This window comes from Neglectibacter sp. X4 (assembly GCF_009917365.1).
Classification (GTDB): domain Bacteria; phylum Bacillota; class Clostridia; order Oscillospirales; family Acutalibacteraceae; genus Acutalibacter.
In genome coordinates this window covers 52,737-67,478 of the sequence record NZ_QWLE01000007.1, presented here as the reverse complement: position 1 = coordinate 67,478, position 14,742 = coordinate 52,737, and the positions used below count along the sequence as shown (strand labels likewise).

General features: G+C 57.0%; 11 protein-coding genes. 5 read left to right on the top strand and 6 right to left on the bottom strand.

Translation table 11 applies throughout. The features are described 5' to 3' along the window. Positions 1-70: 70 nt before the first annotated feature. From D1841_RS05485 to D1841_RS05460, 6 genes are all read right to left on the bottom strand, one after another. Positions 71-4,123: an efflux RND transporter permease subunit gene (locus D1841_RS05485; protein ID WP_160642330.1), complete on the bottom strand. Its 4,053-nt coding sequence runs from the start codon at positions 4,121-4,123 to the stop codon at positions 71-73. A gap of 185 nt (positions 4,124-4,308) precedes the next feature. Continuing rightward, on the bottom strand, positions 4,309-5,241 hold the full coding sequence (locus D1841_RS05480) for a sugar phosphate nucleotidyltransferase (RefSeq protein ID WP_160642331.1): 933 nt from the start codon (positions 5,239-5,241) through the stop codon (positions 4,309-4,311). Between the two features lie 111 nt (positions 5,242-5,352). Next, on the bottom strand, positions 5,353-6,555 hold the full coding sequence (locus tag D1841_RS05475) for an LCP family protein (RefSeq protein ID WP_160642332.1): 1,203 nt from the start codon (positions 6,553-6,555) through the stop codon (positions 5,353-5,355). Positions 6,556-6,630: 75 nt separating this feature from the next. Continuing rightward, complete coding sequence (locus D1841_RS05470) at positions 6,631-7,878, bottom strand: LCP family protein (RefSeq protein ID WP_160642333.1); 1,248 nt, start codon at positions 7,876-7,878, stop codon at positions 6,631-6,633. A 24-nt stretch (positions 7,879-7,902) separates the two neighbouring features. Beyond that, complete coding sequence (locus tag D1841_RS05465) at positions 7,903-8,376, bottom strand: GtrA family protein (RefSeq protein ID WP_161879913.1); 474 nt, start codon at positions 8,374-8,376, stop codon at positions 7,903-7,905. A 73-nt stretch (positions 8,377-8,449) separates the two neighbouring features. Beyond that, on the bottom strand, positions 8,450-9,805 hold the full coding sequence (locus tag D1841_RS05460; RefSeq protein ID WP_160642335.1) for an MFS transporter: 1,356 nt from the start codon (positions 9,803-9,805) through the stop codon (positions 8,450-8,452). A 687-nt stretch (positions 9,806-10,492) separates the two neighbouring features. On the opposite strand from D1841_RS05460, the gene ftsZ reads away from it, so the two are divergent. The 5 genes from ftsZ (at position 10,493) to D1841_RS05435 (ending at position 14,715) form a co-directional block, all read left to right on the top strand. Then, complete coding sequence (gene ftsZ, locus D1841_RS05455) at positions 10,493-11,665, top strand: cell division protein FtsZ (RefSeq protein ID WP_160642336.1); 1,173 nt, start codon at positions 10,493-10,495, stop codon at positions 11,663-11,665. 91 nt (positions 11,666-11,756) lie between these two features. After that, the gene (locus D1841_RS05450) at positions 11,757-12,143 is read left to right on the top strand and encodes a VOC family protein (protein ID WP_160642337.1); all 387 of its coding nucleotides are present in this window, start codon (positions 11,757-11,759) and stop codon (positions 12,141-12,143) included. Positions 12,144-12,219: 76 nt separating this feature from the next. Beyond that, the gene (locus D1841_RS05445; RefSeq protein WP_160642338.1) at positions 12,220-12,849 is read left to right on the top strand and encodes an RpiB/LacA/LacB family sugar-phosphate isomerase; all 630 of its coding nucleotides are present in this window, start codon (positions 12,220-12,222) and stop codon (positions 12,847-12,849) included. 95 nt (positions 12,850-12,944) lie between these two features. After that, complete coding sequence (locus D1841_RS05440) at positions 12,945-13,505, top strand: FumA C-terminus/TtdB family hydratase beta subunit (RefSeq protein WP_256376657.1); 561 nt, start codon at positions 12,945-12,947, stop codon at positions 13,503-13,505. Positions 13,506-13,551: 46 nt separating this feature from the next. Continuing rightward, positions 13,552-14,715 carry a cation diffusion facilitator family transporter gene (locus D1841_RS05435; protein ID WP_160642340.1) on the top strand — a complete coding sequence of 388 codons (1,164 nt, stop codon included), beginning with the start codon at positions 13,552-13,554 and terminating at the stop codon, positions 14,713-14,715. The last annotated feature ends 27 nt before the right edge of the window (positions 14,716-14,742 follow it).

Genomic DNA, 14,742 nt, shown 5'->3' with positions numbered 1-14,742 from the left:
TTCCTCTATTTTGCCCATGTCAAGGCGTGCTTTCATTTTCGGCCTTCGAGCCGGGTGTTTCCAGGAGCGTTCATTCGCCCAGGTCAATGTGGCGCATTTCCCGGCGGCTTAACAGCTCGTACATGGCGGGCACCACAAAGAGGGTCATAAGGGTGGCGTACAGAAGGCCGCCGATGCAGACAATGGCCACAGGCTGCATCATCTCCGCCCCGGTGCCGCTGCCCGCCGCCATAAAAACAAGGCCCAGGACGGTGGTGAGGACGGTCATCAGGATGGGGCGCAGGCGGGTGCGGCCCGCCTGTATAATGGCGTCCCGGCGGGTCACCCCGGCAGAGCGGAGCTGGTTGATATAGTCGATAAGTACAATGCCGTTATTGACAATGATGCCGGAAAGCATGATAAAGCCTATCATAGACACCACGCTGACCTCCATGCCGCAGAGATACAGGGCCAGAAAGCCGCCTGTAAAGGCCAGGGGAATGGTGAACATGACGATGAAGGGCAGCAGCAGGGACTGGAACTGGATGACCATAATCAGGTAGATAATGAGGATTGCCAGGGCCGCCATGTATACAAGCTGCTCCATGGCCTCCATAATGGTTTCATTTTCCCCGGTGATTTCCAGGGAAATGCCCTCTGGGGGCGTGTAGCCCTTTAAAAGGCGCTCCACGTCCCGGGCCACCAGGGAGACGTTGTGGTCCTCTGCCACTTGGGCAGTGAGGGTGAGCACCCGCTTCTGGTTTTCCCGGTGGATGGAGGAAAGGCTTTGGCGGTCTTCAAAGGAGGCCACCTGGATAAGGGGCACCTGCCGGGTTTCCCCGGTTTTGCGGTCTGTGGCTGTAAGGGTGAGGCCCTTCACATAGGAGGAATGCATCTCCCCCTCCTTGGGGTGGATCACCAGCACGTCCTCGGAAATGCCGCCTATGTCCATGGAGGCGGCTGTGGCGGATTCCGTAATGGCGGCCCGCACGCTCTGGTACACCTGGGCTACCGTGAACCCCTCCGCCATGGCCTTGTTTTTGTCCACCACAATGCGCAGCTCCGGCGCGGCTTCCTCCAGGCCTGTTTCAGCGGCCTGCACCCCTTCCAGGGCAGAGAGATCTGCCGCAAGCTCTTCCGCCGTTTCCATCAGGCTGTCCATGTCCTCGCCGTAAAGCTTAATCTCTACCCCGGAGCCGCTTAAAGAGGACATGGCAGAGGACATATCCATGGAGCCTTGGGCGGAAACCTCACAGTCCAGGTCTTTGCAGGCTTCCTCTATCTGCTTTGCAAGCTCCTTGTCCTTTACGCCGGCATCTTCATCCAGCAGGGCATACATGGAGATGTCGCTGCCCCCGCCCCCCATCATGCCGAGCAGCCCGCCCCCGTCGCTGCCGGAGGAAAGGGCGCCCACTGTTTTTATGCCTGCAAGGCCGGTAATGCGCTCTGCCACCGCGTCGTACAGGGCGGTTTTATCCTGGAAAGAGGCTTCCTCGTCTGCGGGGGTGACGGTGACGCTGAGCTGGGTGCCGCTCATGGAGGGCATGAACAGGAAGCCCCGGCTTAAAGCCAGCCACACGCTGGAACCCAGCAGCACCACGGACAGGGTGAGGACAATCCACTTGTGGTTCAGGGAGGCGGCGGCAAGCCTGCCATAGCCCCGGAGAAGGCCGTCGAACAGCCGGCTTTCCCGGATTTTCCCCTTTTTCAGGGTGGCGGAGGTGAGGGCTGGCACCAGGGTGATGGCTACAAAGAGGCTGGCGAGAAGGGAATAGCCAATGGTGAGGGCCATGTCGGTGAAAAGCTGGCGGGTAACACCCTCTACAAAGACGATGGGCAAAAACACACAGATGGTGGTGAGGGTGGAGGCGATGATGGCCCCTGTCACCTGCACAGCCCCCTGGACAGAGGCTTTTGCCGCAGGCACTCCCTCTGTGCGCAGACGGAAGATGTTTTCAATGACCACCACAGAGTTGTCCACCAGCATACCCACCCCTACTGCCAGGCCGGACAGGGAGATGACGTTTAAGGTGACGCCGGAGAAATACATGAGCACAATGGCCACCAGCAGGGAGATGGGGATGGAGCAGGCCACTGCCAGGGTGGGGCGCAGATCCTTTAAAAAGAGGAGCAGGATGAGCACAGCCAGGGCCGCCCCCAGCACCAGGTTTTGCAGGACAGTGTCTACCACAATGTAGATGTAATCCCCCTGGTCGGAAAGCATGGTGAAGGAGAGGCCCTCATACTTTCCGGAAAGCTCTGAAAAGCGCTTCTGGATGTTTTTCGACACCTGGGCAGTGGAAGTTGCCGACTGCTTTGTAAAGGACAGGGCCAAAGCGTCCTGCCCGTTCACCTTGGCATACACCTCCCCGGCGTTGTTCTGAAGGCTCACCTCCGCCACGTCCGACAGGGTAACGGGGCCGATGGCGTCCTCCCCGGTGTCAAAGAGCACCAGGGCTTTCAGCTCGTCCATGTCTGAAAGCTTATTGCCCACCCGCACCAGGCACTGCTCTCCCTCTGTTTCAATATACCCGGCGGGCATGGAAAAGTGCTGGGCGCTGAGGATTTGGGACACCATGTCCATGGTAAGCTCTATTTTGGCGCTTTCAAAAGCCGCCTTCTTCTGGGCCTCAAAGTCCTCAGTGGCAGACTGTATCTGTTCTTTTGCAGCGTCTAACTGGCTTTGGGCGGAGGTGATGGCAGACTTTCCCGCCATAATTTGGGAAAGCCCGGCACTTATCTGCATAATGCCGCTGGTCTGCTGGCGGGAAAGCTCTGAAAGGGCCTGATCCACTGTGATGCTTCCGGCGTTTAGCTGGGAGAGGGTTTGCTCCATAGCTGCCTTTCCCGACTGCACCTTCGAGAGGTTTGCCTTCACCTCCTCCAGGGAAGCGCCAATGGAGTCGGGGTTTACCCCGGTGGCGGCAATGGCGGCCCGGGCCTCCTCCAGGGCTTTGGCGGCGGCCTCCCGGGCGCTTTGCAGCTCCGCGATTTTGGCAGGGGCGCCCTCTATGGTTGTCCCGAAACCGGAAAGGGTAGCGTCCAGCGCCCCAAGCTGGGACTCTATCTGGGCGATTTGCCCCTGCAGCTCCTCTGCCTCCGGGCTTCCCGGCACAGCCGCCGCAAGCTGGGACTCCAGGGCCGCCTTTTGCTCTGTTAAAACGGCATAGGCCGCTGCGGCCTGCTGCAAGCCGGCTACAGCCTCGTCCAGGGCCTGCACCTGCTGGGTAAGCCCCTGGAGGGTGTCCCACAGGCCCTGCAGTTGGGACTGGGTTTCCAGCAGCGTTTTTTCCGAGTCTGCCAGCGTGGCAAGCTGGGCCTGCAACTGGGCCTTGGCTGTTTCAATTTCCACCTTTTTAGAGATAAGCTGACCCTGGGCCTGGGCGCCCTGCTGGGTAAGCTGGCTCTGGCCCTGCTGAAGCTGGGCCTGCTGGCGGTCAAGCTCTGCGGCCTGCTCCCGGCTTTCCTCCAGGCCCTTTTCCACCTCATCGCTTTTCTCTGTCAGCTCGGCTTCCGCGTCTGCAAAGGTGCCCTCCAGCTTCTCCCGAATTCGGCGGTTTACCTCGTCAATCTTATCCTGCCGCAGCCTTACCTCCACGCTTTCCTGCACGTTGCCGCTGACGCTGACGCTGGCCACGCCCTCAATGCCCTCCAGCTTCACCAGCAGCTCTGTGTCCAGCAGGTTTGTCAGGGCCATGTTGTCCATGCCCTCCATCTCCACTGCGGCTACAGCTACAGGCAGCATGTTGGGATTTATTTTCATGATGTAGGGGGTGCCCACTGTGTCGGCCCAGCCGCCGGAAACGCCGTTTAGCTTCTCCCGGATTTCCGAGGTAAGCGTGTCCATGTTAGCGTCGTCGGTGAGGGCCAGCATCACCTGAGAGGCATTTTCCCGGGAAACAGAGGTGACGCTGTCCAGGTGATCCAGCGTGGCCATGGCCTGCTCAATGGGCTTTGTCACCTCCTGCTCCACCTCCTCCGGGGAGGCCCCGGGATAGGCGGTGATGATGACCGCATAGGGCATGTTGATGTTGGGCAGCAGGTCGGGGGTCATGCGGGAAAAGGCCACAGCCCCCAGCACAATAGCGATGATAACCCCCACCACCACAGTGAGGGGCTTTTTCACGCTGAATCTGGAAAACAATGCTATCTCTCCTCTTTCTGGAAACTCTTGAAAAGTCCACAATGAATCAAGTATAAACTTACTTGGCTGTGAATTTTTGAATATTCTGTAAACGGTTTCTAAATAAATTTCGCAAAAAGAAAAAGCCCCGGGCAGTGCCCGAAGCCTTTCAAAAACAGCCTTTTGTGCCTGGCGTTATTTCTTTCTCATTGTTCACAGGCTCCCTGCCACAAGGGGGAGGGATACTGCCCTTGGGCGGTCATGGCGGCAAGGGCTTCCACCACGGTTTGGCGATCCTCCTTATAGGTCACGCCATACCATTTGTCCTGAGAGGACAGCACGCGCACCTGGGCGCGGCCTGCTTCCAGCAGGGAGTTTACCACAAAGGGCAAATAGATTTCCGCCTTCTCCGGATTTCCCGGCACGTCCTCCCGGAAAAAGCGCTTGAAGTCCTCCTCCAGCGCCGGGGTGAAGCCAGGGGTGAAGCCCCACACGTTCATGGAAACCACCGCGTCCGGGGACAAGCTGTGCCAGGTTTCCCCATCCTCTGTGAAGGCAATGCCCTCCGGGCGCTTTTCAATATGGGTGCGCTCCACAATGTTTTGCAGCAGGCCGTTTTCCGTTTCGCACACCCCCCGGGACACGTAGCCGTTGTCCGTTACAGTGTTGCCCAAGCGGTAGCCCACCATGGCGAAATCCAGCTTTTCCCCGTCTTTGGCGGTTTTCAGAAAACTGTATATTTTCCCAAAGGCTTCCTGGCCGTAAAAATCGTCGGCATTGATGACGGCATAGGGTGCGTCCCCCAGCACCCGGGCGGCGGTGAGGGCCGCGTGGCCTGTGCCCCAGGGCTTTACCCGGCCTTTGGGGACAGAGAAGCCTTCCGGAATGTCCTCCTGTTTCTGGAACACCACCTGGATGTCCATATAGCCCCGCATTTTCTGGAAAACAGCTTCCTCGAAATCCTGCCGCAGTTCCTCCTTGATAATGAAAACCGCTTTCTTAAATCCAGCCCGGCGGGCGTCGAAAATGGAATAGTCAATAATCTTCTCCCCGCAGGCCCCCACAGGTTCAATCTGCTTCAGGCCGCCGTACCGGCTGCCCATGCCCGCAGCCATCACTACTAATACTGGTTCGCTCATAATAATCGCCATGCGATACAGAATTCGCACAAAAGCCCTTGAAAACCTGGCTTTTTGTGCACGGTATCGTTCCTTTCTTTCGTATTTTTCACACTATCTGCTTCCTTTCCGTCATTCATAGATAAACCGGCTGATGTGAGCCGCGGCTGCCTCTACATCATAGAGGTACACCCAGGCGCCGTTTTCGTTAAAGTCCCCATAGGCGTTTTCTTCCTGGCCGGGGACGGTGAGGGTTTCCATGGTGAAGTCTGTCAAAAGGAAGGGCGCAAGGCCCATCATGTCCAGGTATCCTAAGGAGGTTTCGCACATGGGCACCACATTGTGCACCAGCGCAGGATAGGCCAGCTTGCTTTTGCCCTTGAGCTGCTGGATGAGGGCCTGCAGCACAATCTGCTGCCGCCCGGCCCGCATGTCGTCGCCCCCTTCCAGGTGGCGGATGCGGGCATAGGACACAGCCTGCTTGCCGTTTAGCAGCAGTTCGCCGGTTTCGTTTAAATAGTCGCTGTTCTGGATATCCGCGTCTGCTGATTCTACAGAAAGATAGTATAAGTTGTTGTTAATTTCCACCCGTTCGGCCTCGCTGACAGTCAGCCGCACCCCGCCGAACGCGTCCACAATTTTCGCCATCTCCACAAAGTTTACCGTCACATAATTTTCGATGTCCAGGTGATAGTTCTGGTTCAGGGTACGCACAGCCAGCTCCGGGCCGCCATAGGCATAGGCATGGGTAATTTTGTCATAGCCATAGCCGTCGATATACACCTGGGAATCCCGCAGGATGGAGGTAAGCTTCAGCTTGTGGTGCTTGCTGTCTACAGAGAGCACCATCAAAGCGTCTGAGCGGCCTGTGTTTTCGTCCTCCCTGGCGTCCAGGCCGAACAGAGCAATATTTTTAATGGAGGAATCTGTAAAGGTGCCCGGGGCTATGCCCAAAGCGTCCTTGTCCTTTGTGAGGCTGGTCATGGTCAGGCCGCTGAGCATGTAGCCAAAGACGTACAGGCCCCCTGCCAGAACCAGCAGGGCAAAGAGCAGCAGCACCGTTTTAAAGGCGCGCTTTCCCCCTCCCGGCTTCCTTCTGGGCCGACGGGCCGCAAGCTGGTCTGCCCGCCGCCTGCCAGGGGAGGAATAGCTGGAGATGTCCTCAAAGCTTTGAGGCGCGGCCCGCCCGCCCCGGCTGCGGGGCGGCTCCTCGTAATAGTAATTGTCCCGCAAAGGCTCCCGCCTGCGCTGGGGAGGCCTGCTGCCCCGGGATCCTGTCCGCCGGGGCGGGCCATGCCTTCCAGCAGGGGCGCGTCCTGTGTTCCTTTCACTCATGGCATTCCCTGGACGGGGGCGAATCCCCCGCCTTCCCTTTCTTTTCACGTTCCCGCATTCCGCTTCCGGCGTCCTTTATTGCTGGGAGGCCTTCTCACCCACCTCGCTGTCGGCAGTGCTGCCATACTCGTCCCAATAGGGGGAGCCTTCCTCATAAATGAAAGCGCTGACCCGCTGGGCCGCATTTGTCACGTCATAAATCAGGTAATATACCTGCTCCCCGCCTTCCTCCACAGGCCCGTCGTAAAGGTCGGTTTCATATTCCACATCGGGCACAGTGATGGACTGGACGTCAAAAGAGCTTGTGAGAATGGGGGCCATGCCTATAATGTCGTCCAAAGAGAGGTTTGTCTCGCAATAGGGCATCATCTGCTTGATAAGGCCGGGATATTCGGTGAAACTGATATTTTTCAGCCGCTGGACAAGGGCCGCGAACACCTTCTGCTGCCGGGCCACCCGGACATAGTCGGAACCGAGGTTGCGGATGCGCCCATAGGCCACAGCCTGGTTGCCGTTTAAGAGATATTTCCCGCCCTGGAAGCTGGTGCTGTTAAAATCGGGGCTGCCGTAGGCGTCTTTGAAATAGTCCTCTTTGGTGATTTCCGGATAATACAGATCATTATACATCCCTGCCGCCAGATCCCGCTCCTGCTGCACCTGCACCTCCAGGGTGAGGTTTGTCAGGTTCAGGTTCACCTGGGCCATTTCCTCCCCGGTCACCTCCAGCTCCACCCCGCCGAACGCGTCCACAATGGCGGCCATGTTCACAAAGTTGATGGTGACATAATCCTCTATATCCAGGCCAAAATGCTGGTTCAGGGTGCGGATGGCAAGCTCCGGCCCGCCGTAAGCATAGGCGGCGTTTATCTTGGTGTCCCAGCCGTCAATATACTGCTCAAAGCCCTGGCCCTCAATGGGCACCCGGGTGTCCCGCATGATGGAGGTCATCTTGATGGAGTGGTGGCGGTTGTCCACCGTCAAAATCATAATAACGTCCGACTGGCCTTTAAACTCGCTGGTGCGGGAATCCAGCCCGAACAGGGCGATATTCTTAATGCTGTTGTCCAGGATGGCGCTTTCCTGTATGCCCAGGGCGTCCTTGTCCTTGGTGATGGTGGTGGTGGTCAAGTCCCCGATAAGCTCTGTGGAAATGTACATGGAGCCTGTGCCCAGAAGGATCATCAGCACGCACAGCACCCCGAAAAGGCTTTTTGCCACTGTCCGGCCCCGCCGGTTTTTCCGCCGTTTTTTATATTCTTTCGAGGAAGAATAGCTGGACATATCCTCAAATGCCTGATCCTTGCTTTTTACCTGTTTCGCCATAGGGCCTCCTTCCGCATAACCCGGTTACGCTTTGCCCGCCCCCTGCCGGCGGCGGAACACAAAGAGTTTGCTGAACACATAGTTTACAATAACAATGATAACATTGGAAAGCAGCTTCATAAATTTGTCGTTTATGCGCAGGAGATCCACCCCCGCGTACATGCAGCCCACATCCAGGAAAAAGGACAAAGCCCTGGCCCCGAAAAACCGGAGCATCTCCCCCAGTATCCCCCTAAAGCCCCGGGCCTGGCTTTCAAAAACCCATTTGCGGTTTGTCACGTAGGCAAAAAGGATGGAAAGCCCCTGGGCTATGACGGTTGCCCACAGGTAGCCGGCATGGAGGATATCCGCCAAAAACCAGTAAGACACCCAGTTTACCACAGTGGTGAGGCCCCCGAAGAATACATAGAGGATGACCTCCCGGTATTTTTGTAAAAGAGCGGCCAGAACAAATCCCGCCTTTCTGTAATTGAGGTGTTGACCTATAGTATACTGCAAAAGGGCGGCAAATTCAAGAAAAAAGTGTGTGAAAGGAGAAACCCCCGCCGGGATGGGCGGGGGTTGGGCGCTGTTACGCCTGCCGGTGCTTCTCCCGCAGGGCGGCGTTGATGGCGGGATATTCGTCGTCCAGACGGTAGAAAAGATAGAGGGCCACGCAGGCAAGGGCAGCGATGCAGGGCAGGAAAATAAAGTTTATTTTGATGGCCAGCAGGGCCGGACCTGTCTGGGCCATATCCGGGACATAGCCGCCTGCGTCCAGGATAAAGGCAGAAACCACGCTGGAAAGCACCACCCCGATTTTCACCATGAACATGGACATGGAGGTGAGCAGCCCCTGCTGGCGGGTTCCGGTAACATATTCAGAGTGGTCGATGGCCTCCCCCAGGATGAGGAAGGAAACGCCGTTGGACATGCTGGCCCCCAGGTTTGCCAAGATATTGCACAGGAACACAGCGGTAAGGTTCCCCCCGGCCAGGTACACCAGCAGGCTTCCCGCCACGAAAAGGCCATAGCCGCAAAGGGTAAAGGTGCGCTTTTTCATCCGGGCTGTGGCAGCCGGCACCAGGAAGCAGACGGCAAAGGTGGTGAAAGACCCCACCGCCAGCAGGAGGCTCGCAAAGGAAGCGTCTCCCAGGCAGTATTTCGCGTAATAGAGAGCGGTGGAATTGCGGGTGACAGTGGCAAGATAGAAGAAAAGCTGGGCACAGCAGCAGATAACGGCAGGGCGGCTTTTTTTCACCGTTTCCCCCAGGATGCCAAGGGAAAAGGCCACAGGCGGAGGCTGCACCCGCTCCCGGGTGTTGAAAAAGCACACCAGCACCAGGACGATGATAATGGCGGAGAACAAAAGGGAAATGCCCACAAAGCCCCGGCGCTCGTCCCCCCTGCCGAAAAGATCGATGAGGGGCAGGGCAAGGCCCATAGACAGGAAGGTGCCCGCGGAGATGCAGACGAACTTTGACAGGTTCAGCCGCGCCCGCTGGGCCGGGTCTTCGGAAAGGTTGGGCATCATGGCGGTGTAGGGCACGTTGCACACCGTATACATCAGGCAGAAGAAAGTGTATGTAAGAAGGGCAAATATCCCCTTGCCAGGCCCCGGCACCCAGGAGCAGAGGAACATCAGCAGCACGGAAATGGCCAGGGGTATGGCGGAAAACAGCAGGTAGGGCCGCAGTTTCCCCCATTTGGTGTGGGTTTTGTCGCTGAGCACCCCCACCACTGGGTTTGCAAAGGCGTCTATCAGCCGGGCGGCGCTCATGGCAGTCCCGGCCGCCGCCACCCCCACCCCGGCCACGTCTGTGTAAAAATACAGCAGGTAAGAGGCCATGAAGTTAAACACCATGCTGCAGGCCAAGTCTCCCAGCCCGTAGGAAACTGTTTCCCGCAGGGAAAGCTTTTCCCCCAAGGCCTGGTTTTTCTCTTTCAAAAAAATCATCCCCCATTTTCTCCGGCACCGAACAGCACCGGCTTTCAAACAGGAAAAGTGTATCATTTGCAGGAGGCTCTGTCAAGGGGATCCGGCAGAGGGAGTGCCCGGACGCCGGGAAAGGGCCAGGGGGCAAAAGGAAATCCTGAAACTTTTTGGCAAAATGGCCTTCGTCCCTTGCAGGACGGGGAGATTCATGGTATAATGTGTTCTGACGAACACTTGGGAGTATCCCTCTCGCGCACAGCGTTCGCCCCCTGCTTCGCAGGGGTATCGGGAACTCCGGATAAGGTTATGGTATAATAGCCACAGGCTATTATACTTGATTGAAATTGCCCCGCCCAGTTCTTCCCTCCAGTCAGACGGGCGATGGGCAAATACCAACGCGCTTTGCGCTTATGGTATAATAGCTCCAAGCTATTATATTTGATTGAAAACTGCCCCTGCGGCGCTTTTTTCCTTGTTGTGAAAAATAATACGCCACTACATATTGTGCTGATTTTGAATTTTCCTAAAGGGCCGGGGGCTTTTTTGCAGAATTTCCTTGAAATTTCGCCATGAAAGTGATAGATTATATCAAGAGAACTGGGTAAATGGCTTTTGTGTTAAGGCGAACAGCCTGCTTTTAGTATAACGCACCCGGGTGCGAATGGTATGTTTTTGAGAAAAAGCCGAGGAGGAAATGAAATGCCTTTTGAAGTTGACAACCTGTTAGACGAAACCCCTCAGACCATAAAAGTTGTAGGTGTGGGCGGCGGCGGCGGCAATGCCGTCAACCGCATTGCAAGCGCCGGGGTGCGCAGCGTGGAACTGGTGTGCATGAATACGGACAAGCAGGCCCTGCAGCGCTCCCAGGCCTCTGTGAAGGTGCAGCTTGGCGAGAAGCTTACAAGCGGCAGGGGCGCAGGCTCCAAGCCGGAAATTGGCGAGAAGGCTGCCGAGGAGAGCCGGGAACTGATTACAAACGTTTTAAAAGACGCGGATATGGTGTTCATCACGGCAGGCATGGGCGGCGGCACCGGCACAGGCGCGGCTCCCATTGTGGCCCGCATTGCCCGGGAGCTGGGGGCGCTGACGGTAGGCATTGTCACAAAGCCCTTTGCCTTTGAGGGCCGCAGGCGCATGGAGCAGGCCGAGCAGGGCATTGCCGCTTTGCGGGAGCATGTAGACTCCCTGGTGGTTATCCCCAACGAGCGCCTGAAGCTTGTAAGCGAGGAGCGCATTACCCTGGCAAACGCCTTTATTATTGCCGATGATGTGCTGCGCCAGGGCGTGCAGAGCATTTCCGATCTGATACAGCTTCCCGGCATTGTAAACCTGGACTTCGAGGACGTGAAGTCTGTTATGCAGAACGCAGGCTATGCCCACATGGGCACAGGCCATGCCGGCGGCAAGGACAAGGCCGCCCAGGCTGCCATGGCCGCCATCTCCAGCCCCCTGCTGGAAACAAAGATTTCCGGGGCCAAGGGTGTTATCATCAACATCACCTCCTCCCCCGACATTGCTTTGGACGAAATCGACACCGCTTCCCAGATTGTCACCGAGCGCGCCCACGAAAGCGCCAATATTATCTGGGGCGCTACCTTTGACGAGAGCATGGACGACGAGATGAACGTCACTGTTATTGCCACAGGCTTTGACGGCATGAACGGCGAACGTCCCAAGCCCGCTTTGGACTTGGATTTGGACGAGGATTTCCTGGGGGGCAACCCCGCGGCGGCTCCTGCCCCGGCCCCTGTCTCCTCTTCCCCCACCCGCACAGTGCCCATGCGCTCCGCAGCAGAGCCTCGGGTGGATCCGGCCGTGATTGACGATGACGATACCTTTACGGACATTATGTCCATTTTCAACCGGAAATAAGCCCTATGTAAAAACCTGATAGGAAGGGATCGCCGCGTGCGATCCCTTTGTTATAACAAGTTTCACGATTCTGTTTTGGGAGGAATTTTTCATGAGCATGTTAAACGGCGTACACCACATCGCGGTGAAACCTACAGAGGAGCAGTATCAGAAAACTGTGGAGCTGTACACTGGCCTGCTGGGCATGGAAGTCAAAATGAAATGGGGCGACGAAGCCCGGCCCTGCCTGATGGTTTCCTGCGGGGACAATACCTGCATGGAGATTTTAAGCGGCGAAAGGGAAACCCCTGCCGGAGGGCCTTTGGCCCACATCGCCTTTGCCACCGACAAAGTGGACGAGATTATTGCAAAGGTGCGGGAACAGGGCTATAAAGTCACCAAGGAGCCGGCGGATCTGGAGTTGGGCGGCAAGCCCATCCGCATTGCTTTCTTTATGGGTCCTGTGAATGAGGAAATCGAACTGTTCTGGGAAAAGTAAACGGCAGAAACACAGTATACATAGGCGGCCCCGCAGCCGAACAGGCGGGGCCGCCGCTTTTTCCGGAGGCAAGCATATGAAAGTTGGCGTGATACAGGCAAGCTCTCAAAAGGAGAAAAACAGGCTTCTTGAAGCCTGCACCCGGCAGGCGGCAGAAAAGCGGGGCCATGAGGCGGTAAACTTTGGGATATTCCCAGAGGAGGACGAGACATATTCCTATGTGGAAACAGGGGTGCTGATAAGCTTGCTTCTGTGCTCTGGGGCAGTGGACTTTGTGGTGACTGGGTGCTCCTCCGGCCAGGGAATGATGCTCTGTTGCAACAGCCTGCCCGGTGTGCTGTGCGGTTACGTGCCCACACCCCAGGACGCGTTCCTTTTCGGGCGGATTAACGGAGGGAATGCCGCCTCCCTGCCCCTGGGGCTGGGCTTTGGCTGGCTGGGGGAATTGAACCTGGAACTTACCCTGGAGAAGCTGTTTGACGGGGCCTTTGGCTGCGGGTATCCGCCGGAGGATGCACAGCGGAAGCAGAGGGACACAGTCCTGCTGCAAAAACTTAATGCCATTACGAAGCGGGGGCCGGATTGCTTTGCCGAATATCCTGCCGGGCTGATGGAAAAGGCCAGAAAGAGGAAAAACGTCATAGAGTTTATCTTACAGCATGGCTGCGGGAACTTTCTGCAGGGGCTATATAGTAAACACACTTGAAAATCGGAATATCCCGATTTTCAAACTGGGCAGCTACGCCACTCAATTCAAAAGAGATGTAGTACCTCTTTTGAAATGTGTTAACTATAAAACAGTTGGATAAAGAAAACAACAGAGGGAGAGAACCTATGGAAGATATCAGGCTTGACACAAAAGATCTGCCGGAAAAGGCCCGCACCCTGCGGGCAGGGCAGCGGGTGCTGCTCTCCGGGGTGGCTTACACCAGCCGGGACGCGGCCCACAAACGCATCTGCGAAATGCTGGACAGGGGGGAAGAGCCGCCCTATCCCATAAAGGGCGCGTCCATCTACTATGCGGGGCCGACCCCCGCCCCGGAGGGGCTTCCCATCGGATCCTGCGGGCCAACCACCAGCAGCCGGATGGATCCCTACACCCCCCGGCTGCTGGATTTGGGCCTTGCCTGCATGATTGGCAAGGGCAAGCGCAGCGAAGAGGTCTGCCGGGCTATAGAGCGAAACGGCGCGGTATACCTGTGCGCTATTGGCGGGGCCGGAGCCTTGGCGGCCCGGTGCATTGAAAGCGCGGAAGTGATTGCCTTTGAAGACTTGGGCTGTGAGTCTGTAAAACGGCTGGTGTTAAAGGATTTCCCCCTGCTGGTGGCTATCGACTGCGCTGGAGGGAATATTTTGGTATAAAGCGCATAGGATGTCAGCAGGCGCTTTTTGGAAAAGGAGACAGGGTATGGACAGCTTTATGGGATTTTTGGTGAGAGGCTATGGGCAGTTTGACAACCCCCAGGTGCGGCAGGACGCAGGAAAGGCAGCCGGGGCTGTGGGGGTTGCCACCAACCTGCTTTTATTCGCGGTGAAGCTGCTGGCTGGGCTTTTGTCCCATAGCGTAGGCGTGCTGGCGGACGCTGTGAACAACCTGACCGACTCCGGCTCCTCCATCATCATGCTGGTGGGCTTCCGGCTGGCGGGAAAGCCTGCGGATGAAAAGCATCCCTTTGGCCATGCCCGGATGGAATACCTCTGCGGGGTAACCGTGTCCTTTATCGTGTTGTTTTTAGGCCTGCAGCTTGGGTTCACCTCCATCGGCAAAATCCGGGAACCAGAGGGCACCACGTTTACGCCCCTCACCCTGGGCATCCTGGTTTTCTCCGTCCTCTTGAAATTGTGGCAGTGCCTTTTCTACAAAACTGTGGGGAAAAAGCTCCGCAGCGAGGCCCTGTGCGCCACAGGAGACGACAGCCGCAACGATGTGATTTCCACCCTGGCAGTGCTGCTGGGGGCGGTTATCACCCAGGTGAGCGGCTATAACCTGGACGGCTTTTTGGGGCTGCTGGTGGCGGTGTTCATTACAGTTTCCGGCGTGCGGCTAATTCTGGAAACCGGGAACCCCCTGCTGGGCATGGCCCCGGATCCGGAACTAGTGAAGTCTATTTACACCCGTATCCTGTCCTATGAAGGGGTTATCGGGCTGCATGATTTGACCGTACACAACTATGGGGCAGGCCAATGCTTCGCTTCTGTCCACTGCGAGGTGCCGGCGGAAACAGACATCCTTATCAGCCACGACATTATCGACAACATCGAGCGGGATTTTCTGAAGCAGGAGGGAATCCACCTGGTTATCCATCTGGATCCTGTGGTGACAGGGGATCCCCGCACCAACGGCTTAAAGGAGCAGGTGCGGGAGGTGGTGGCCTTGGCCTGCCCGGAAGCTTCCATCCACGACTTCCGGGTGGTGTGGGGCGTCACCCACTCCAACATTGTCTTTGACGCGGCAGTGCCCTTTTCCCTGGAAAAGCCGGACGGAGAAATCAGGAAAGCCATCTGCGGGGCTGTGGAAGGCCTTGACCCCTCCTACCGGGTGGTGGTGAACATGGACAGGGAGAGCCGGTAACGGTTTTCCCGCAGCAAAAAAGCACGC